Consider the following 18,351-nt stretch of genomic DNA (forward strand, 5'->3'; position numbering starts at 1 on the left):
GAGTAGCGGTGCTTCTTAGACGCGACGCTTCTTCGGCGGACGGACGCCGTTGTGCGGAATCGGCGTGACGTCGCGGATCGAGGTGATCTGGAAGCCGATCGACTGCAGGGCGCGCAGCGCCGACTCACGCCCCGAACCCGGACCCTTCACCTCGACCTCGAGGGTCTTCATGCCGTGCTCCTGGGCCTTGCGGCCCGCGTCCTCGGCGGCGACCTGGGCGGCGTAGGGGGTCGACTTGCGCGAACCCTTGAAGCCCATCGTGCCCGACGACGACCAGGCAATGGTGTTGCCCTGCGCGTCGGTGATGGTGATCATCGTGTTGTTGAAGGAGGCGTTCACGTGGGCGACGCCGGCGGTGATGTTCTTGCGCTCGCGACGACGAAGACGCTGCGAAGCGGCTGAGGGCTTGGCCATGGTCCGTGCGTCCTCTTACTTCTTCTTGCCGGCGATCGGCTTGGCCGGACCCTTGCGGGTGCGGGCGTTCGTGTGGGTGCGCTGGCCGCGGACCGGCAGGCCCTTGCGGTGACGCAGGCCACGGTAGCAGGCCATGTCCATCAGACGCTTGATGTTCATGGCGACCGAACGGCGCAGGTCGCCTTCGACGCGGTAGTCGGCGTCGATGGTCTCGCGGATCTTGAGGATCTCGTCGTCCGTGAGCTGGTTCACACGGCGCTCCGCCGGGATCTCCAGCTTCGTGCAGATTTCCTTGGCCTTGAAGGGGCCGATGCCATGAATGTAGGTCAACGCAATCTCCACGCGCTTCTGCGCGGGGATGTTGACGCCAGCGATACGCGCCACGCCTGCTCTCCTCGATATCTCAACGGCAGCCCTCATGGGCCGCCTACACACCGATTGATCCCCGATCCGGACGCCAAGGCCCGAAGGCCAAGAAGCAAAACACGGATGCGGGACGCACAATGTCTCCCGCCGGGCCGGTTGGGCCGCGGGAGGGTGCGACTATAGAAAAAGCCGGAAATCTGTCAAGGCCGTTCTGCGGCGTTACCGTGCTTTTCCCGGTGTCCGGCCATTGTGGGGAGGATGGCCGTGGTTGACAAGCCGGGTGGCAACTCCTGAGATGAGCGGTCCCGCCCCGAACGGCACATATCAGAAGGCAGACCCATGACCCGCAAAGTCATCCCCTTCCGGCGCTTCCGCCTGACCAAGATCGTCGCCACGCTGGGGCCGGCCACCGCCACGCCGGAGATGATCCGCGCGCTGTTCGAGGCGGGCGTGGACGTCTTCCGCCTGAACTTCAGCCACGGCACGCACGAGGACCACGGCCAGCGCCTCGCCACGCTGCGCGCGCTGGAGGCGGAACTGGACCATCCCATCGCGGTGATGGCCGACCTCCAGGGGCCGAAACTGCGGCTGGGGACCTTCGCCGACGGCCCCGTCACCGTCCAGCCGGGGCACCGCATCCGCCTCGACCTCTCCACCGAGCCGGGGGACGCGACCCGCGTCGGCCTGCCCCACCCGGAGATCTTCGCCGCCCTGGAGCCGGAGGCGGAGCTGCTGGTGGACGACGGCAAGGTCCGCCTGCGGGTCGTCGATTGCAGCCCGGACCACGCCGATTGCATCGTGCTGTCCGGCAGCCGCCTGTCCGACCGCAAGGGCGTGAACGTTCCGGGCGTCGTCCTGCCGCTGACGCCGCTGACCCCGAAGGATCATGAGGATCTGGCCTTCGCGCTCGACCAGGGGGTCGATTGGGTGGCCCTGTCCTTCGTGCAGCGGCCGGAGGACGTGGCGGAGGCGCGCAAGCTGGTCGCCGGGCGGGCCGCCCTGCTGTCGAAGATGGAGAAGCCGCAGGCCATCCAGCATCTGGAGCGCATCGTCGAACTGTCGGACGGCGTGATGGTCGCCCGCGGCGATCTCGGCGTCGAGATGCCGGCGGAGGACGTGCCGAGCATCCAGAAGCGGATCATCCGCGAATCGCGCAGGGCCGGCAAGCCGGTGATCGTCGCCACCCAGATGCTCGAATCGATGATCGGCGCCCCGGCCCCGACCCGCGCCGAGGCGTCGGACGTGGCGACCGCGGTCTATGACGGAGCCGACGCGGTGATGCTGTCGGCGGAGACGGCGGCGGGCACCTATCCCATCGAGGCGGTGTCGATGATGGACCGCATCGCCCGCCGGGTCGAGCAGGACCCGCTCTACCGCACCATCACCGACGCCCAGCACCCGGACCCGCAGCAGACCTCCACCGACGCCGTCACCGCGGCGGCGCGGCAGGTCGCCCACACCATCCAGGCCGCGGCCATCGTCACCTACACCACCAGCGGCTCCACCACTCTGCGCGCCGCCCGCGAGCGGCCGGAGGTGCCGATCATGTGCCTGACCTCCAGCCTGGAAACGGCTCGGCGGCTCCAGCTCGCCTACGGGGTGCACAGCGTGCATTCCGCCGACGTCGCCGACTTCAACGAAATGGTTCAGAAGGCCGCCCGCTGCGCCTATGAGGACGGGCTGGCGGTGGAAGGGCAGCGGCTGGTCATCACCGCCGGCGTGCCCTTCGGCACCCCCGGCAACACCAACATCCTGCGCATCGCCTGGGTGGACGCGCAGTAAAAGGAAAGCCGTCAAGCCGGCGCACGCTCCGCCGGCGCGACGCGGGGGAAGCGCAGGGTGAAGGCGGCGCCTCGGCCCGGCGCGCTGTCCAGCGCGATGCGGCCCTTCAGCCGGCGGGTGGCGATGTTGTAGACGATGTTCAGTCCCAACCCGCTGCCCCCGGCGCCACGGCTGGTGGTGAAGAAGGGCTCGAACACCTTGCCGTGCAGGTCCGGCGGGATGCCGCGCCCGTCGTCGGCGTAGACCAGTTCCACCTCGTCGACACCCACCGCGCGCGCGGTGACCCGCAGGGTGCCGTGCTGCCCCGGCGCATAGCCGTGGATGATCGAGTTCATGACGAGGTTGGTCAGGACCTGGCTGAGCGCTCCCGGATAACCGTCGATCAGCAGATCCGTCGGGCAATCCACCTCCACGGCGTGGGCCGCCCGCTTGATGCGGACGCCCAGGCTGCGCAGAACCTCGTCGATGTAGTCGCGCAGGTCGAAGACGCGGCGCTCCTCGCTCGCCTGATCCACGGCGATCTGCTTGAAGCTCTGGATGAGCTGGGCGGCGCGGTCGATGTTCAGCAGCATCAGGTGCGCCGCCTCCCCCGCCGTGTCGAGGAAGTCGGCGAAGTCGGGCCGGCGCAGCGTTCCCGCCTCGAAATCGCGCCGGATGACCCTGGTCCGTTCCGCCATCAGCGAGGCGCCGGTCAGGGCGATGCCGATGGGCGTGTTGATCTCGTGCGCCACCCCGGCCACCAGGGACCCCAGCGCCGCCATCTTCTCCGACTGGATCAGATGGGCCTGCGCCTCCTTCAGATCGCGCAGGGCGCGCTCGGCCTCCTCCCGCGCGGCGTGGGCGCGCTCCTCCGCACAGACGCGTTCCGACACGTCGGTGTGCGAACCGACGAGGCGGAACAGCTCGCCGTCAGGCCCCAGGACACGGATGGCGCGGGTCAGCATATGGACCACCCTCCCGCGCTTGTGGCGGAAGCGCTGGATGAACTGGCACTCGTTCACCACGCCGTTGATCAGGTCGCGGGCCATGTGCACCGACAGCTCGCGGTCCTCGGGCAGGATCAGCTCGGTCCAGCGGGCGGCGGTGTTGACCATCTCGTCATCGCCATAGCCGAGCATCCCCCACCAGTACGGCGACAGCCACACCTCCCCCGTGCGCAGGTCCCATTGCGAGATGCCTTCGCGCGCCGCCCGGATCGCCAGCTCGAACAGTTCACGGCTGGCGAAGATCTCCCGCTCGGCGTTCCGCCGCTCGGTCACGTCGGTGTGGGTGACGACGAAGGCGCCATCGGGCAGCGGCCGGATCAGGCATTCCAACACCTGCCCGTCGGAGCGGGCGCATTCCCATGACCGCTCGTCCGGCGCGGGCCGGCTGGGAAGCGGCGCGCCGGGGACCGCGGCGGGCGAGGTGTCCGGGCACACGCTCCCCGGCCCGAAGGCCAACCCCTGCCCGACCCGTCGGGCGATGGCTTCGTAGGGGGTGTGGTAGCCGAGAAACTCCGGCTCCAGCCCGAGAAGCTCCGCGGCCCGCCCGTTCCAGGCGACGAGGCGGAGCCCGCGGTCGAAGGCCATCACCCCCTGGCCCAGCCCGTTCAGAACAGCCCTGGTCTGGTCCCACTGGGCTTCGAGCGCCTGTTCGGTGCGCTTGCGGGCGGAGATGTCGCTGACGGAGGCCAGCATGGCATCCTCGCCCCGGAACCGGAACCGCCGGGCGGAGACCATCGCCCAGAGATCGCTGCCGTCGGGCCGGCACAACCGCGTTTCGAAGCCGTCCACGCCGCCCGCCCCGTCGCGCAGGGCAGCGAGCAGCCGCTCCCGCTCCGCCGGATCGGTGTAGTAGGCCTTGGCGAAGCTGCACCCGACCACCTCGTCGAGCGGCACCCCGAACAGCAGGCCGGCGGGCTGGTTGACCGCCATCACCAGGCCGTCGGACAACCGGGTCACCACCAGGGGCACGGCGATGGCCTGCATGATCGCCCGCTCCGCTTCGCCGGCCCGGTCGCCCAGCAGATCCTCCAGACCGATGAAACCGGTCTCATCCGGCGGTCCCGCCAGGACGCCCCTGCCGTCGGTGAGGGTCAGCACCAGCTCGCCGCCCTCGCCCTCGGCAGGGATCAGCGTCGGATGCCCGCCACCGGACGGAATCGCAAGGGCCACCGGTTGTCCGGCGCGCAGCCGGTCCGCCGCCGCTGGTCCGCCACCATGCAACGGGACCGCCGCCAGAAGGGAGTCGAGATGGTCCCCCGCCCAGCCGCCCAGCGACGCCCGGAACACGGCGTTGGCCCAGATCAGGCGCCCGTCGGCATCGAAGCGGGCAAGGCCGGCAGCGGCCATCCGCGAACACTCCCCTTCATTCCTCAAGACGACGGCCGCCGGATGAGACCGGTCGGGCGCTCCCGAGTCCATCCGCTGCGAATTCATGCAAAATGAATCTACACCAGATCACCGCACCTGCACCATGGCGCCTCCCGCAATCCTGTATGCGCACCCATGTTCCAGCTTCCGCCACCCCCAGGCCCGGAAGGACCGACCGCCGCATGTCCGAGTTTGCCGCCTACGGCGGGTTGTTCCTGACCGCGTTTCTGGCCGCGACCATCTTCCCGGCCCAATCGGAAATCCTGCTGGTCGGCATGCACGCCACCGGCAACTACGACCATCTGGCGCTTCTGCTGTTCGCCACGGCGGGCAATGTGCTGGGATCGGTGGTCAACTGGGCGCTGGGGCGCTACCTGATGCATTTCCAGGACCGGCGCTGGTTCCCGGTCCCCGCCTCCATGGTGGCGCGGGCCACCCGCTGGTACCAGCGTTTCGGGGTGTGGTCGCTGCTGCTGGCCTGGATGCCCGTGATCGGCGATCCGCTGACGCTGGTGGCCGGCATCCTGCGGGTGGACATCCGGATTTTCCTGCTGCTGGTCACGGCGGGCAAGGCCGCCCGCTACGCGGTGCTGGTCCTGGCCGTGTGAGCGTCCTATCTTCACCCCATGGATGACCCGACCGCCCTTCCCAAGGACGCCGCCGTCTGCGCCTCCCCCCTGCGGCGCCGGCTGTGGCTGGCGCTGGGCTACGCCGCGGTCGGGCTGGGCATCGCGGGCACCGTGCTGCCCCTTCTGCCGACCACCCCGTTCCTTCTGCTGGCCGCCGGGGCCTTCACCAAAAGCAGCCCGGCGCTCCGCGACCGGCTGTACCGCGACCCGCGCTTCGGCCCGCTGCTGCGCGACTGGCAGGCCGAAGGGGCGATCCCCCGCAAGGCGAAGGCGGCGGCGCTGATCGGCATGGGGGTGAGCTGGACGATCGTCGCCCTGACCGCCAGCCGCCCGCTGGTCCCCATCCTGGCCGGCACCTGCATGGCGGCGGTGGCCGTCTACATCGTCACCCGCCCCTCCCCGTCCCGGCCCGCACCGCAGGACGCGGCGTCCGAAGGCGCGGCGGTGGAGGATGGCGGAAACGTTTCCGCATTGCGAAACGAAGCTTGAGCCTATCGGCCGATGGACGTATTACAGCCGGCAATCCCGGCCGGTCACCAGCGCCGCTGAAAAATCCTTATAATCCATAGGGATTTTTCAAATCCGTTCTCGTCTTGATCCCGATCAAGAGGCGATCGGGTCCTGTCCGCTATTGTCCGGTCTTGCGTCCCTATCCGGAGCCAAGGCAGACGATATGCCCGACGGAAGCGCTGTCACGCCGGCGAAAATCCAGTTTTTCGAGAGCCAGAAGAAGATCCACCCGAAGGCCGTCTCCGGGCGCTACCGGCGCTGGAAGACCATCCTGACCTGGGTGCTTCTGGCGGTCTTCTTCATCGCCCCCTGGATTCGCTGGGAACGCGGCCCCGACGCGCCGGCCCAGGCGGTGCTGTTCGACCTGACGACGCCGCGCTTCTTCATCTTCTGGATCGAGATCTGGCCGCAGGAGATCTACTACCTCACCGGCGTGCTGATCGTGGCGGCGCTGGGGCTGTTCCTGGCGACGGCGCTGGCCGGGCGCGTATGGTGCGGCTTCACCTGCCCGCAGACCGTATGGACCGACCTGTTCGTCTGGATCGAGCGTGCCTTCGAAGGCGACCGGGCGGAGCGCATCCGCCTGGACAAGGCGCCCTGGAGCGCGAAGAAGGCCCTGCGCAAGACCGGCAAGCACGCCGGCTGGCTGGCGCTCTCTCTGATCACCGGGTTCGGCTTCGTCGCCTTCTTCACCGACGCGCCGCGTTTGGCCGTCGATCTGCTGACCTTCAACGCGACCTACGAGGCGGCGGGCTTCTTCGCGCTGTTCGCGGGCATGACCTACGTCATGGCCGGCTGGACCCGCGAGCAGATGTGCTACTACATGTGCCCGTGGCCGCGCATCCAGACCGCCATGCTGGACGAGCACAGCCTCGTCGTCACCTACGACACGCTGCGCGGCGACACCCGCGGTCCGAAGCGCAAGTCGCAGAGCTGGGACGAGCGCCGGACCAAGGGCTTCGGCGACTGCATCGACTGCGGTCAGTGCGTGCAGGTCTGCCCGGTCGGCGTCGACATCCGCACCGGCGAACAGGCGGACTGCATCAATTGCGGCCTGTGCGCCGACGCCTGCGACAACATCATGGTGTCGCAGGAGCTGCCGAAGGGCCTGATCCGCTTCGACAGCCTGGCCGCCCAGGACACCCGCGCCCAGGGCAAGCCCTACCAGTGGCGGCTGATCCGCCCGCGCACCATCGTCTACGGCCTGCTGATGCTGGTGATCACCGGCGCCATGGCCTGGAGCTACGCGCTGCGGCCACGGCTGGACATCGCCGTGCAGCGCGACCGCGCCCCGCTCTTCGTCACGCTGCAGGACGGCACCATCCGCAACGCCTACACCTTCAAGGTCTCCAACAAGACCCGCCAGGACCGCTCCTACACGCTGGCCGCCGCCGGCATCGCCGGCGCCGAGGTGAAGGTGGTGGGCGAGCGCGACGAGGACAGCGGCAGCGCGGTCAGCCACATCTCCGCCTCCCCGGACAGCGTGGCGACCTACCGCGTCTACGTCACGGTGCCGCGCGACTCCGTGCCGGACGCCTCCACCCCGGTCACCTTCCAGTTGACCGACACCAACAACGGCGACCGGGACAGCTACAAGAGCGTGTTCCTGGGGCCGGGCGCCAAGTAAGCTCGCCGTCATTCCGGAAGGAACTCCGCCCATGACCTCTTCGACACCCGCCCGCATCGGCATGGTCACCGTGTCCGACCGGGCCAGCGCGGGCATCTACGAGGACAAGGGCGGCCCGGCCATCCGGGAGGAGCTGGAGCGCATCGTCGCCTCCCCCTGGGAGGCGGTGGCCCGCGTCATCCCCGACGACCGCGAGGGCATCGCCGCCACCTTGATCGAGCTGGCCGACCGGGAGCGGTGCGACCTGATCGTGACCACCGGCGGCACCGGCCCCGCTCCGCGCGACGTGACGCCGGAGGCGACGGAGCAGGTCTGCGAAAAAATGATGCCCGGCTTCGGCGAGCTGATGCGCTCGGTCAGCCTGAGCGTCGTGCCGACCGCCATCCTGTCGCGCCAGACCGCGGGAATCCGCGGCAACAGCCTGATCGTGAATCTTCCGGGCAAGCCTTCGGCCATTCACGACTGCCTGATGGCGGTCTTCCCGGCAATTCCGTACTGCCTCGATCTGATCGGCGCGGCGCGCATCGACACTGACCCATTGGTCTGCAAGGCATTCCGCCCGAAGTCCTGAGCTTTTGCCTATACCCTTTTTGCGCGTGCGGAGAGGAATACCATACGCATGGCCATGTTGCCTTGCGGGAACCCGTGCTCACCTTTTTCGTTCGAGGGGAGCGGGGTCCCCGATCAAGGTGAGCCAGCCATGCTGTTCGATTTCGAGCCTTCGGGCATAAACGACACCTATCTGCGCCTGACCCGGCGCGGTGTTTCCTGCATCGTCGCTCCGGCCGGGGCGTGGAACGGGTTGCTTCGGGTCAACTACATCGTCGCCGGGTCGCCCGGCGGTGCCGATCCGCACATGATCTACCGCTGCCTGGACGTCGGTTGGGACGATGGTCGCTTCTGCTGGAAGGGCCGCGCCGCGCCGGTGATGACCACCTCGGCCATGGTGGACATCCTTCAGGAACGCGGGCTTGTCACCAATGGCGAGGCCGAGCGGCTGCTGTTCGGCATCAACAGCCCGGCGTCGGGCGGCTCCTCGGACGAGGCGCTGATCGCCCGCGCCATGCTTCTGGGCTGCACCTTCTCGCCGATCTACGAGGACGCTCCGCTGAGCAGCGGTCCGCCGCGCGTGGGCGGTTTCGCCCTGCGCACCCTGGCCGATCCCGGCGCCTTCGTCCTGACCGCCCGCGACGGGCTTCCCGTGCTGGACGCGCCCGCCCGCGACGCGCTGAAGCGCCTGATGGCCGAGAACGGCATCACGCTCTGACGGCGGCGTTTCTCCAAGGCGGCGTTTCTCCACGGCGGCGTTTCTTCAACCTGACGGATTGTATTTGACGGCGGTCAAAGAAGGGTGACCGCCACCGGCGCAGTGTGACGGCATGACCGATGCCTCCAACGCGCGGGGAACGCCATGACCAGTTCCGTTGCCGACCGGCCCGACCGCCCGCCGGTCCCCCTGATCTTCGCTTACGGGTTCCGGCCCTTCTTCCTGCTCTCCGGCCTTGCCGCACCCGTCCTGCTGGCCGCCTGGATCGCCGTGCTGGCGACCGGGTCCTGGCCGGACGGCGCCGTCCCGGCGGCCTCCTGGCACGCGCACGAAATGCTGTTCGCCTTCGTGGTCGCCGCGGTGGCCGGCTTCCTGCTGACCGCGGTGCCGAGCTGGACGGGCACCAAGGCGTTGTCCGGCCGGCCGCTCGCCGCTCTGACGGCGCTGTGGCTGGCCGGGCGGCTGGCTCTACTGCCCGCCCTCGGCGTGCCGCTGCCGGTTGCCGCCATCCTCGACCTCGCCTTCCTGCCGGCGCTCGGCGTCGCGCTGGCCGGACCGCTGGTGGCGGCGGGCAAAATCCGCAACACCGCCTTCCTCGTCCTGCTGGGCCTGCTGACCGTCGCCAACCTGCTGTTCCATCTGGATTGGCAGGGCGTGTTGCCGGGCGGTACAGCGCTGGGCGAGACGCTGGCCATCGGCATCGTGCTGATGATGGTCGCTGTGATCGGCGGGCGCATCGTCCCGGCCTTCACCCGCAACGCCCTGCGGCTGCGCGGGCTGGACGGCACCGTCGTTTCCCGCCCCTGGGTGGAGAAGGCGACGCTCGTCTCGACGCTGCTGATGATCCCCGCCGACCTCGCCCTGCCGGGCAGCGTTGTTACCGGTCTGCTGGCTCTCGTCGCGGCGCTCGCCCACGCCCTACGGCTGGCCGGCTGGCAGCCGGCGAAGACGCTGGACCAACCGATCCTGTGGGTGCTGCATCTCGGCTACGCCTGGGTGCCGGCGGCGCTGGCGCTGAAGGCCGCGCATCTGCTGGGGGCGGGCGTGGAAAGCTCCGCCTGGGTCCATGCCCTGACCGCGGGGGCCTTCGCCACGATGATCGTGGCGGTGATGACGCGGGCCTCGCTCGGCCACACCGGGCGGATGCTGGTGGTGACCCGCCCGACCGTGGCCGCCTACATCCTGCTGACCGCCGCCGCCCTGCTGCGGGTGCTGGCGCCCGAGTTGCCGGGCGGCCTCTACTGGACCGCCTTGGAGGGCGCCGGTGCCGCCTGGATTGCGGCCTTCGCCTGCTACCTGTACGTCTACGCGCCCATTCTGCTCGCCCCACGGGCCGACGGCCGCCCCGGCTGAGGCCCGCCGGGCGGAAGAAGGCCCATCGCGCGTGGGCTGCGTTTCCCGATGAGGCTGGTGGCGAAGCGGCGCTGGAGGTCTTCCGGATCACGGAAGATCTCCGCGCAGCCGGCCTTGCGCAGATCCTGCTCCGCGAAGCCGCCGCACAGAACCCCGACCACGGTCAGCCCGGCCCGGCCCGCGGCCTTGGCGTCCCAGGGGCTGTCACCGACCACCACCGCCTCCTCCGGCGGCAGGCCAAGCCTCTCCAACGCCGCCTCGAAGATGTCCGGGTGCGGCTTCGACCGCTCGGCGTCGTCGGACGAGGTTTCCACGTCCACCAAGTCCGTGATCTCCGCCGCGCGCTTGTAACGCTCCAGCTCGTCCCCCTTGGCCGAGGAGGCAAGCGCGATGCGCAGACCCTCGGCGTGGAGATGCTGGAACAGGCCGCGCACCCGGCGGAAACCGCGAACCTTCGGCATGTATTTGCGGGCGAACAGCTCGTGCCGGAAATGGTCCAGCTCGTCCTCGATGCGGTCCAGATCCTTCTCCGGCACGAAGACCGGCATGAGCTGGTCGCCGCCCTTGCCGATCTGGGAGCGCACCGCGTCGAAGTCCGCGTGGTAGCCGAAATGCCGGATCGCCTCCACCCAGGCGTGGGCGTGCAAATCCACCGAGTCGACCAGGGTGCCGTCCACGTCGAAAATGACGGCTTTCAGAACGCCGCTCATCGCCGCCTCCTCACCATGCTTTGCGCGTGTTTTTCGGGGTATTCCTTCTCGAACAGGTGGCGCCGCCCGGCGTTCCTCGGGCCGGTGTGCGGTGCGATAGAATTTGTCACATGGACCCGTCATAGCTGTGATCCGTTCACCCCTTACACAGATTGGGAAGAACGGACATGCCCAAGACGTTGAAGAGCTACGCCGCCCTCTTCGGTCGCGCCCGCCACGCCGTGAAGCGCTTCGGCCGCCGCCGCGCCCGCCGCATTCCGATGGAGCATCTCGACCTCGGCCTGTTCCAGAGCGACATCCGACTGTGACGATCCGTGGTCACCGGCAATGGTTGCGACGAAGCCGCCTGCGTTGAGCAGTCGGGCGCTCGATGGTAGAAATACTGTCAACGAGCGCCTGAAAGGGACCCGCCCATGGGCCTGACCATCAAGGATGAGGAAGCGCAACGGCTTGCGGAACAACTCGCCGCCCTGACCGGTGAGAGCATGTCCACCGTTGTCACCCAAGCACTTCGCGAGCGTTTGGACCGGCTGCGCAGCAGACAGGGAACCGGTCTGGCCGATCGCCTTCTGGACATCGGGCGTGAATGCGCCTCCCACCTCAAGGAACCCTATCGTTCCGCCGATCATGGGGATCTTTTGTACGACGACAAAGGGCTGCCACGATGATCGTGGACACCTCTGCCCTGGTTGCCATCCTGCGCAGCGAGCCGGATGCCGTGGATTACGCGGTGGCCATCGAAAAAGCGTTGGTGCGCCGCATCTCCGCAGCCAGCTTTCTGGAAACCGCCATCATCTTCGACGGCAGTCGTGACAGCATCGCCAGTCGCGGTTTCGACACGCTGGTCGACGCCGCCGGACTGGTCATCGAGCCGGTGACCGAGGAGCAAGCGCGTACCGCGCGCGATGCCTATCGCCGTTTCGGGCGCGGCAGCGGACATCCGGCCAAGCTGAATTACGGCGACTGCTTCGCTTACGCTCTGTCAAAAGCGACCAATGAGCCGTTGTTGTTCAAAGGGCAGGACTTTACGCACACCGACATCCTGTCGGCCCTGCCCTCCCCTTAAGAGGCGCTCCCTTCACGCCCCGCGATCCCACTCCGCCATAGGACTCCCCCTCCGTCCTAGGCGGGCAAGCTGAATGTTTCCGCTGGAACCGGCGCGCTATCGTCGCGCTGTCCATCCAGCGGAGCCTCAGCCCCCATGACCGCAACGTTCGAGTCCGCCCGCTTCGAAGCCCCTGGTTTCGAGGATCGGTATTTCTCCGGCGCCGCCCTCTACGGCGACGACTTCGACGCGGCCCGGATCGCCCGCTGGTATGGGGTCGAGGCGCGGGACCCGGCGGAGGAATTTGCCCGCACGGCGCCGGAGCGGCCCGGCTACCGCTACGAATACCACGCGCTGAACCACCGCCACGCCTTCCGCTTCCTGGCCGGGCGGCGCTTCCGGCAGGCGCTGGCCTTCGGCTGCGCCGCCGGGGACGATGTGGCGCCGATCGCCGGGCAGGTGGACCGCTTCCTCGCCGTGGAGCCCATCGAGCGCTTCTGGCGGACCGACATCGCGGGCACGCCGGCCGAGTACCGCCGACCCACGCTGGGCGGGCGGATCGACTGCGCGGACGGGGCCAACGACCTGACCGTCTGCCTGCACACGCTGCACCACATCCCGAATGCCGGCGCCCTGCTGGCCGAGTTCGCCCGTGTCACCGCTCCCGGCGGGCTGTTCATCCTGCGCGAACCGATCAGCACCATGGGCGACTGGCGCCAGCCCCGCCGCGGCCTGACCGCCAACGAACGCGGCTTCCCCGTGGCGTGGCTGGAGGAGCGCTTCGCCCGGCTGGGCTTCACGGTGCGGCAGCGCCGCTTCTGCTCCTTCCCGCTGACCGAGCGGCTGGGGCCGCTGCTGGGCGTCTCCCTGCCTTACGGCAACCCGCTGCTGGTGCGGCTGGATGAGGCGGCCTGCGCGCTGACGCGGTGGAACATCGCCTACCACCGCGACTCGCTGCGCAAGAAGTTCGCCCCCGGCGCGGCTTACTACGTGCTGGAACGCGACGCCGCTACGCCGACGCCAGCGCGTCCGTGAAGGTCGCCGCGTCGACGTTGCCGCCGCTCAGCACCACGGCGACGGTGCGGCCCGCCGCCGGCAGCTTGCCGGTCAGCACGGCGGCCAGCCCGACCGCGCCGCCCGGCTCGACCACCAGCTTCAGCACCGTGAAGGCGTAGGCCATGGCGGCCTTCACCTCGGCGTCGGTGACGGCGAGGCTGCCGGACAGCAGGTCCTTCATCACCGGGAAGGTCAGGGCGCCCGGCGTCGGGGTCAGCAGCGCGTCGCAGATGGAGCGCTGCCCGGCGGCGTTCTCCACCCGCTCGCCGGCGGCCAGCGAGCGCGCGACGTCGTCGAAGCCCGCCGGCTCCGCCGCCCACAGGCGGGCATCCGGAAAGGTGTGGCGCACCGCCGTGGCGACCCCGGACATCAGCCCGCCGCCGCTGCACGGCGCGATCACGTCGTCGGGAACCGCGCCGATGGCCTGCGCCTGGGCGGCGATCTCCAGCCCGACCGTGCCCTGCCCGGCCATGATCTGCGGGTGGTCGTAGGGCGGCACGGTGGCCGCACCCCGCTCCGCCGCGATGGCCCCGGCGATGGCTTCGCGGCTTTCGGTCCAGCGGTCGTAGAGCACCACCTCGGCGCCGTAGCCGCGGGTGTTGGCGATCTTCAGGGCCGGCGCGTCGCTGGGCATGACGATGACCGCCGGCATACCGAGCAGCGCCGCCGCGGCGGCCACGCCCTGGGCGTGGTTGCCCGACGACCAGGCGACCACCCCGCCCCGGCGCTCCTCCGGAGTCAGTTGGGAGAGCCGGTTGAAGGCGCCGCGGAACTTGAAGGAGCCGCTGCGCTGCAGAACCTCCGGCTTCAGCAGGACGCGCCCGCCGACCCGCTCGTTCAGCAGGGCGTTCTCCAGCAGCGGCGTGCGCACGGCGAAACCGTCCAGCCGCGCCGCGGCCTCCACGATGTCCTGGTGGCCGATGACAAAGGAATTCGACACGGGCATGGCTCAGCGGCCTCCGGAGACGTTGAGAAGGGCGCCGGTCACGTAGGACGCGGCGCCGGACAGCAGCCACAGCACGGTTTCGGCGACCTCGTCCGCCGTCCCGGCCCGCCCGGCGGGCGGGATCAAGGCGGGGTTGTCGAGCCGGTTGCCGATGCCGGGGATGATCTGGATGTCGGTGTCGATCAGGCCGGGCCGCACGCAATTCACGCGGATGCCCTCCTTCGCCACCTCGCGGGCGAGGCCGACGGTCAGGCTGTCCACCGCGCCCTTGCTGGCCGCGTAGCCCACATACTCGTTGGGCGATCCCAGCACGGCGGCGATGGAACCGATGTTGACGATGCCGCCGCCTTTCCCGCCGTGGCGGGTGGACATGCGGCGCACCGCCTCCCGCGCGCAGAGGACCGCGCCGGTCACGTTGATGTCCAGCATGCGGCGCAGCTCGTCCGGCGCGGCCTCGTCGAGCCGCCCATAGGGGCCGATGATCCCGGCGTTGTTGACCAGCCCGGCGGTGGGGCCGAAGCGGTCCTCCGCCGCGTCGAACAGGGCGCGGATGTCCTCCTCACGCGCCGCGTCGCCCTTCACCGCCTGGGCCTGCCCGCCGGCCTCGCGGATCGCCGCCAGCGTGGTCTCGGCCGCCGCCGCGTTGCCGATGTAGGAAAAGGTGACGGCGTGGCCGCGCCGCGCCGCCATGCGGGCGACCGCCGCCCCGATCCCCCGGCCGCCGCCGGTGACGACCAGCGATGTGAGTGTCGTGGACATGGTTTCTCAGCCCTCCTGCGGGTTGCCGGCCAGCCGCTCGAAGATCCGGGCGAGCGCGCCGTCGCCCTCGCGCCCCAGCCCGACCGCGGCGGCCATGGTGAAGAGTTGCAGGGCGGAGGCGGCGAGCGGGGTCGGCACGGCCAGCCGCCGCGCGGCGTCCATCACATGGCCCAGGTCGGCCCCGACGATGCCCAGCGGCCGTTGCGACGGGATGTGAAAGGGACCGGCGGCGAGGATCTCGGCCAGCCGCTGCGGATCGACCCCGGCGCGGACGCCGAAGGCCGTGGCCTCCGCCACCGCAGCAGCATGAATTCCCGTGAGCATCTGCTCAACCGCCTTCACGGCGGAGCCCTGCCCGTGCTCGGTGCCGACGCGGTGCAGCGTGCCCGACGCGGCCGCGATCAGGTCCGCCGCTCGTACGAAGGCGTCCTCGGGGCCGGAGGCCATCACCACCATGCGGCCCTCGGCCGCCCTCACTGGTCCGCCGCCAACCGGCGCGTCGAGCATCAGCAGGTCACGCTCGGCGAGGCGGCGCCCGATGGCGGTGGCCATGTCCGGCGGGACGCTGGTGGAGAGGACGACCACGCCGCCCTTCGCCAGGGTGCCGGCCACGCCCTCGGCGCCGAACAGCACCTCCTCCGCCTGCTCCGCCGTGGCGACCAGGACGATGACGCGGTCCACCCGGCGGCCGACGTCGGCGGGCGACCCCGCGGCCTCCCCGCCATGGGTGACGAGGCTCATGCATTTGGCGGCGTCGAGGTCGCAGCCGACGACCCGGAAGCCGGCGCGGAGCAGCGACAGCGCCACCCCCATGCCCATGGAGCCGAGCCCGACGACGCCCGCGCTGCGGACCGGTTCCAACGCGTCGCTCATGATCCCCCCTTGCGGGTTTGCCCGCCTCTCATGGCCCTCGGTGGAGGCCGTTGCCCAGGAGTGTCGGGGGTTGGGACGGGGAGCGTCAAGCCGTTGCGCGCTTGCGCGACGGACGGGCCGGCGATCAGCCGACCTGCGCGTGCGGAGCCGCCAGATGGGCGATGCCCTCCAGATAGCGCCCCCCGTCGTGGAGCAGCCCCAGCGGCTGGTAGCGCTCCAGCTTGTCCGTTCCGGTCAGGTGCAGCAGATCGATCGGCGTGTGGGGGTAGACGGGCGAGCGCCACAGCCCGTCCGATCCGCGCACCGGCACGGCCATGCTGCACATCCAGTTGGCGGTCGCCGGCAGCAGCAGCGTGTTCCGCACCTGGAACATCACGATGTTAAGGACGATCTGCTCGCACAGGAAGTGGAAGGTGGTCCGCGTCGCGTCGCGCAGGCTGTCGCGGAACAGGTCCCAATGGGGCGCGTCGTGGCGAAGCCCATAGAAGCCCAGGTTGTAATAAGGCAGCGAACCGGCCAGCGCGGCGATCTCCTCGCCGAAGAAGCGGGTGATGAGCTTGGCGCGCTCCGCCACGGACTGGGCGTTGGCGGTGTGCGAGGCCAGGAAGGGATAGGCCGCGTCGGCCTCCGGGACGATCACGGCGTGCCCGCCGCGCACGCCCTCGACGGCGGCGTCCAGGGCGGCGACGTTCTGAACCCAGATGTCGGCGTCCAGATGCAGGTAGCACTGGAAACCGGGAAAATAGTCGCGCAGGAACGGGCGGCAGAGCATCGCCTTCCAGAAAGGGATCTGCCGGTCGAGCCGCGCCACGAGCTGCGGGTGCGGCCAGACCACCAGATCATCCCGCACCGGCGCGATGCGGTCGCAGAGCGGCGCCACATGGTCGCGCTGCGCGGCGGTCAGCCCGACATCGATCAGGCAGACCCGGTAGCGCCGACGGTCCAGCGGGCGGAGCGACAGCAGAAGCCCAACCAGAAGCTCGAACACGCCGCGATCGGCGCAGATCACGACGGCGGTTTCGGCCTCGAACGGCAAGGTGTCCATGGAACGCGCCGACCTCAGTTGCACCCGGCGCACCATAGCGATGGCGGTACGCGAAGGCCAGAAGCGGAGCGCTAAAAATTATTGCGCCGGAGTCACGCCCTGATCCGCTTCGGCACACGGAGCAGCACCCACAGCACCAGAAGATGCGCACCCGTCCAGGCCAGCGCCGCCGCGGGCATCAGCAGATCCGGCGCCGTGCTGGCCGCGGCGACGCGCAGCGCGGCGGCCAACCCGACCAGAGCGACGGCGGCGGTGGCGGGCCGCGAAAAGTCCGGCGGCAGCGCCTCCCGCTGCAGGGTCGCCCGCACCATCATCGAGGCCGCCAGCGTGCCGAGCGCGCCCGCCCCGATGACGTGCCAGCCCGCCCCGCCGGTCAGCGGCGCCAGCCGTTCCACGCCGAGGAACAGCCAGCCGAGCCCGAGCCAGCCATAGCCCAGATGCAGGCTCCACAGGTCCGGACGCTTCAGCACCGCGCCCGTCCGCCAGCGCGTCAGACGCGCCCATGCGGTCATCCCGGCCAGCGCGGCGCCCGCCGCCCCGATCCAGGCCAGCGGGCCGGCCGTCACTCCGGCGGCCACGGTCAGGGCGGCCAGCACCGCCCCGGCGACGCCCGCCCCTTCCAGGCGCGGCTGCACCCGCTCCACCAGTGCCCCGCCCTGCTTGCGCAATTCCCCCGCCGTGGCCGACGGGATGATGCGCCCGCCCATCACCAGCATCAGGATGCCGACGAGATGCAGCGCGAACAGGGCTCCCGTCCGCCCGCCGTCGCCGCCCCACCAGACCAGCGCCTCGGCCAGCGCGAAGGCGCCGATCACCGGTCCGAACAGCAGGTTGTGGCCGCTCTTGGCGGCGCGCAGGAAGGGCACGCCGGCCACCACGAACAGCGCCACCGGATAGGCCAGCGCCAGCGGCGCCGCGATCTCCGGCGGCAGGCCGCCCAGCACCGCCAGCCGCCCGGCCAGCCACGCGGCGAAGGCGACGCTCAGCGCCAGCCCGGACGGCCGCGTCAGCAGGAAGCCGCCGACCACCGCCAGCGCGTAGCCCATCAGCATCTCGTGCGCGTGCAGCGCCGGGGTCCAGCCGATGCCGAGCCAGCCGAAATAGCCGGCCACCCACAGCGGCACGCTGAGCGCCCCGTAGAGGGCGGCGGCGGGGAAGAACAGGCGATGCCCCCAGGGACGTTGCGGGGGCGGCGGGACGAAGGCGCTCATGCGGCGGCGACAGCGGAAGCGGCGTCAGAAACCGCGGCGGCGGGGCGCAGATGCTCCTCGCCCCAGGCCTTCAGCGCCAGGATGATCGGCTCCAGGCTGCGCCCGCGCGGCGACAGGCTGTATTCGACGCGCGGCGGCACCTCCGCATAGACGGTGCGGACCAGCAGCCCGTCCGCCTCCAACTCGCGGAGCTGGGTGGTCAGCATGCGCTGGGTGACGTTCGGCACGCGGCGGCGGATTTCGTTGAAGCGCAGCGTGCCGTCCAGAAGATGGTAGAGAATCAGCCCCTTCCACTTCCCGCCGATGAGGGCGAGGACACCCTCCACCGGGCAGCCCGGCGAGCAGTCCAGGTTGGTGTGCGGAACGCGGGCCATGACGGTATCCTTTTCGACACTATGTGCGTT

21 protein-coding genes are annotated in these 18,351 nt (G+C 70.0%); 11 read left to right on the forward strand and 10 right to left on the reverse strand.

The genetic code is table 11. The features are described from left to right. Positions 1-15 precede the first annotated feature (15 nt). Positions 16-414, reverse strand: a complete 399-nt coding sequence (gene rpsK, locus DXK32_RS11955) for a 30S ribosomal protein S11 (RefSeq protein ID WP_012974490.1) — start codon at positions 412-414, stop codon at positions 16-18. Between the two features lie 15 nt (positions 415-429). Further along, the gene (rpsM, locus tag DXK32_RS11960; protein WP_014240054.1) at positions 430-798 is read right to left on the reverse strand and encodes a 30S ribosomal protein S13; all 369 of its coding nucleotides are present in this window, start codon (positions 796-798) and stop codon (positions 430-432) included. Positions 799-1,119: 321 nt separating this feature from the next. On the opposite strand from rpsM, the gene pyk reads away from it, so the two are divergent. Next, entirely contained in the window at positions 1,120-2,562 is a 1,443-nt protein-coding gene (pyk, locus tag DXK32_RS11965) for a pyruvate kinase (protein WP_114858699.1), read from the forward strand. Positions 2,563-2,573: 11 nt separating this feature from the next. Here the strand turns inward: pyk and DXK32_RS11970 are convergent, their stop codons facing one another. Beyond that, positions 2,574-4,895, reverse strand: a complete 2,322-nt coding sequence (locus DXK32_RS11970) for an ATP-binding protein (RefSeq protein ID WP_247877106.1) — start codon at positions 4,893-4,895, stop codon at positions 2,574-2,576. A 203-nt stretch (positions 4,896-5,098) separates the two neighbouring features. Between DXK32_RS11970 and DXK32_RS11975 the strand changes: the two genes are divergently transcribed. The 6 genes from DXK32_RS11975 to DXK32_RS12000 all read left to right on the forward strand — a co-directional run bounded on the left by DXK32_RS11975 (position 5,099) and on the right by DXK32_RS12000 (position 10,302). Beyond that, positions 5,099-5,524, forward strand: a complete 426-nt coding sequence (locus DXK32_RS11975) for a YqaA family protein (RefSeq protein ID WP_014240051.1) — start codon at positions 5,099-5,101, stop codon at positions 5,522-5,524. An 18-nt stretch (positions 5,525-5,542) separates the two neighbouring features. Continuing rightward, on the forward strand, positions 5,543-6,034 hold the full coding sequence (locus tag DXK32_RS11980) for a YbaN family protein (RefSeq protein ID WP_114858700.1): 492 nt from the start codon (positions 5,543-5,545) through the stop codon (positions 6,032-6,034). 184 nt (positions 6,035-6,218) lie between these two features. Further along, positions 6,219-7,682: a cytochrome c oxidase accessory protein CcoG gene (gene ccoG / locus DXK32_RS11985; protein ID WP_114858701.1), complete on the forward strand. Its 1,464-nt coding sequence runs from the start codon at positions 6,219-6,221 to the stop codon at positions 7,680-7,682. Positions 7,683-7,713: 31 nt separating this feature from the next. Then, positions 7,714-8,253: a molybdopterin adenylyltransferase gene (mog, locus tag DXK32_RS11990; RefSeq protein ID WP_114858702.1), complete on the forward strand. Its 540-nt coding sequence runs from the start codon at positions 7,714-7,716 to the stop codon at positions 8,251-8,253. 129 nt (positions 8,254-8,382) lie between these two features. Continuing rightward, complete coding sequence (locus DXK32_RS11995; RefSeq protein ID WP_114858703.1) at positions 8,383-8,949, forward strand: hypothetical protein; 567 nt, start codon at positions 8,383-8,385, stop codon at positions 8,947-8,949. A 144-nt stretch (positions 8,950-9,093) separates the two neighbouring features. Beyond that, entirely contained in the window at positions 9,094-10,302 is a 1,209-nt protein-coding gene (locus DXK32_RS12000) for an NnrS family protein (RefSeq protein WP_114858704.1), read from the forward strand. Here the strand turns inward: DXK32_RS12000 and DXK32_RS12005 are convergent. Continuing rightward, positions 10,254-11,012 carry an HAD family hydrolase gene (locus tag DXK32_RS12005; RefSeq protein ID WP_114858705.1) on the reverse strand — a complete coding sequence of 253 codons (759 nt, stop codon included), beginning with the start codon at positions 11,010-11,012 and terminating at the stop codon, positions 10,254-10,256. The two genes, DXK32_RS12000 and DXK32_RS12005, sit on opposite strands and share 49 nt — an antisense overlap. Positions 11,013-11,179: 167 nt before the next feature. On the opposite strand from DXK32_RS12005, the gene DXK32_RS32110 reads away from it, so the two are divergent. The 4 genes from DXK32_RS32110 (at position 11,180) to DXK32_RS12020 (ending at position 13,092) form a co-directional block, all read left to right on the forward strand. Further along, the gene (locus DXK32_RS32110; RefSeq protein ID WP_162801147.1) at positions 11,180-11,320 is read left to right on the forward strand and encodes a hypothetical protein; all 141 of its coding nucleotides are present in this window, start codon (positions 11,180-11,182) and stop codon (positions 11,318-11,320) included. Positions 11,321-11,425: 105 nt separating this feature from the next. After that, on the forward strand, positions 11,426-11,680 hold the full coding sequence (locus DXK32_RS12010; protein WP_114858706.1) for a type II toxin-antitoxin system VapB family antitoxin: 255 nt from the start codon (positions 11,426-11,428) through the stop codon (positions 11,678-11,680). After that, positions 11,677-12,078, forward strand: a complete 402-nt coding sequence (locus DXK32_RS12015) for a type II toxin-antitoxin system VapC family toxin (protein WP_114858707.1) — start codon at positions 11,677-11,679, stop codon at positions 12,076-12,078. The genes DXK32_RS12010 and DXK32_RS12015 overlap by 4 nt, the downstream gene beginning before the upstream one ends. A 135-nt stretch (positions 12,079-12,213) precedes the next feature. Next, positions 12,214-13,092 carry a class I SAM-dependent methyltransferase gene (locus DXK32_RS12020; protein WP_114858708.1) on the forward strand — a complete coding sequence of 293 codons (879 nt, stop codon included), beginning with the start codon at positions 12,214-12,216 and terminating at the stop codon, positions 13,090-13,092. Here the strand turns inward: DXK32_RS12020 and DXK32_RS12025 are convergent. The 6 genes from DXK32_RS12025 to DXK32_RS12050 all read right to left on the reverse strand — a co-directional run bounded on the left by DXK32_RS12025 (position 13,067) and on the right by DXK32_RS12050 (position 18,321). Further along, positions 13,067-14,059, reverse strand: coding sequence for a threonine/serine dehydratase (locus tag DXK32_RS12025; RefSeq protein ID WP_114858709.1), 993 nt, complete (start codon positions 14,057-14,059; stop codon positions 13,067-13,069). The two genes, DXK32_RS12020 and DXK32_RS12025, sit on opposite strands and share 26 nt — an antisense overlap. A 3-nt stretch (positions 14,060-14,062) precedes the next feature. Then, complete coding sequence (locus DXK32_RS12030) at positions 14,063-14,818, reverse strand: SDR family oxidoreductase (protein WP_162801148.1); 756 nt, start codon at positions 14,816-14,818, stop codon at positions 14,063-14,065. Between the two features lie 6 nt (positions 14,819-14,824). Further along, on the reverse strand, positions 14,825-15,691 hold the full coding sequence (locus tag DXK32_RS12035; protein ID WP_114858710.1) for an NAD(P)-dependent oxidoreductase: 867 nt from the start codon (positions 15,689-15,691) through the stop codon (positions 14,825-14,827). A gap of 124 nt (positions 15,692-15,815) precedes the next feature. Then, positions 15,816-16,736: a hypothetical protein gene (locus tag DXK32_RS12040; RefSeq protein ID WP_114858711.1), complete on the reverse strand. Its 921-nt coding sequence runs from the start codon at positions 16,734-16,736 to the stop codon at positions 15,816-15,818. Between the two features lie 92 nt (positions 16,737-16,828). Then, the gene (locus DXK32_RS12045) at positions 16,829-17,947 is read right to left on the reverse strand and encodes an NnrS family protein (RefSeq protein ID WP_114858712.1); all 1,119 of its coding nucleotides are present in this window, start codon (positions 17,945-17,947) and stop codon (positions 16,829-16,831) included. Then, positions 17,944-18,321 carry a winged helix-turn-helix transcriptional regulator gene (locus DXK32_RS12050; RefSeq protein WP_114858713.1) on the reverse strand — a complete coding sequence of 126 codons (378 nt, stop codon included), beginning with the start codon at positions 18,319-18,321 and terminating at the stop codon, positions 17,944-17,946. Before DXK32_RS12050 ends, DXK32_RS12045 begins: the two co-directional genes overlap by 4 nt. Positions 18,322-18,351: the final 30 nt, after the last annotated feature.

It is taken from the genome of Azospirillum brasilense (genome assembly GCF_003349955.1).
GTDB lineage: Bacteria > Pseudomonadota > Alphaproteobacteria > Azospirillales > Azospirillaceae > Azospirillum > Azospirillum brasilense_B.

What these genes read in the sequence shown, in the direction of transcription:
- rpsK (WP_012974490.1), bottom strand. Translation starts at nt 414, where the DNA reads ATGGCCAAGCCCTCAGCCGCTTCGCAGCGTCTTCGTCGTCGCGAGCGC.
- pyk (WP_114858699.1), top strand. Translation starts at nt 1,120, where the DNA reads ATGACCCGCAAAGTCATCCCCTTCCGGCGCTTCCGCCTGACCAAGATC.
- DXK32_RS11970 (WP_247877106.1), bottom strand. Translation starts at nt 4,895, where the DNA reads ATGGCCGCTGCCGGCCTTGCCCGCTTCGATGCCGACGGGCGCCTGATC.
- DXK32_RS11975 (WP_014240051.1), top strand. Translation starts at nt 5,099, where the DNA reads ATGTCCGAGTTTGCCGCCTACGGCGGGTTGTTCCTGACCGCGTTTCTG.
- DXK32_RS11980 (WP_114858700.1), top strand. Translation starts at nt 5,543, where the DNA reads ATGGATGACCCGACCGCCCTTCCCAAGGACGCCGCCGTCTGCGCCTCC.
- ccoG (WP_114858701.1), top strand. Translation starts at nt 6,219, where the DNA reads ATGCCCGACGGAAGCGCTGTCACGCCGGCGAAAATCCAGTTTTTCGAG.
- mog (WP_114858702.1), top strand. Translation starts at nt 7,714, where the DNA reads ATGACCTCTTCGACACCCGCCCGCATCGGCATGGTCACCGTGTCCGAC.
- DXK32_RS11995 (WP_114858703.1), top strand. Translation starts at nt 8,383, where the DNA reads ATGCTGTTCGATTTCGAGCCTTCGGGCATAAACGACACCTATCTGCGC.
- DXK32_RS12000 (WP_114858704.1), top strand. Translation starts at nt 9,094, where the DNA reads ATGACCAGTTCCGTTGCCGACCGGCCCGACCGCCCGCCGGTCCCCCTG.
- DXK32_RS12005 (WP_114858705.1), bottom strand. Translation starts at nt 11,012, where the DNA reads ATGAGCGGCGTTCTGAAAGCCGTCATTTTCGACGTGGACGGCACCCTG.
- DXK32_RS32110 (WP_162801147.1), top strand. Translation starts at nt 11,180, where the DNA reads ATGCCCAAGACGTTGAAGAGCTACGCCGCCCTCTTCGGTCGCGCCCGC.
- DXK32_RS12010 (WP_114858706.1), top strand. Translation starts at nt 11,426, where the DNA reads ATGGGCCTGACCATCAAGGATGAGGAAGCGCAACGGCTTGCGGAACAA.
- DXK32_RS12015 (WP_114858707.1), top strand. Translation starts at nt 11,677, where the DNA reads ATGATCGTGGACACCTCTGCCCTGGTTGCCATCCTGCGCAGCGAGCCG.
- DXK32_RS12020 (WP_114858708.1), top strand. Translation starts at nt 12,214, where the DNA reads ATGACCGCAACGTTCGAGTCCGCCCGCTTCGAAGCCCCTGGTTTCGAG.
- DXK32_RS12025 (WP_114858709.1), bottom strand. Translation starts at nt 14,059, where the DNA reads ATGCCCGTGTCGAATTCCTTTGTCATCGGCCACCAGGACATCGTGGAG.
- DXK32_RS12030 (WP_162801148.1), bottom strand. Translation starts at nt 14,818, where the DNA reads ATGTCCACGACACTCACATCGCTGGTCGTCACCGGCGGCGGCCGGGGG.
- DXK32_RS12035 (WP_114858710.1), bottom strand. Translation starts at nt 15,691, where the DNA reads ATGAGCGACGCGTTGGAACCGGTCCGCAGCGCGGGCGTCGTCGGGCTC.
- DXK32_RS12040 (WP_114858711.1), bottom strand. Translation starts at nt 16,736, where the DNA reads ATGGACACCTTGCCGTTCGAGGCCGAAACCGCCGTCGTGATCTGCGCC.
- DXK32_RS12045 (WP_114858712.1), bottom strand. Translation starts at nt 17,947, where the DNA reads ATGAGCGCCTTCGTCCCGCCGCCCCCGCAACGTCCCTGGGGGCATCGC.
- DXK32_RS12050 (WP_114858713.1), bottom strand. Translation starts at nt 18,321, where the DNA reads ATGGCCCGCGTTCCGCACACCAACCTGGACTGCTCGCCGGGCTGCCCG.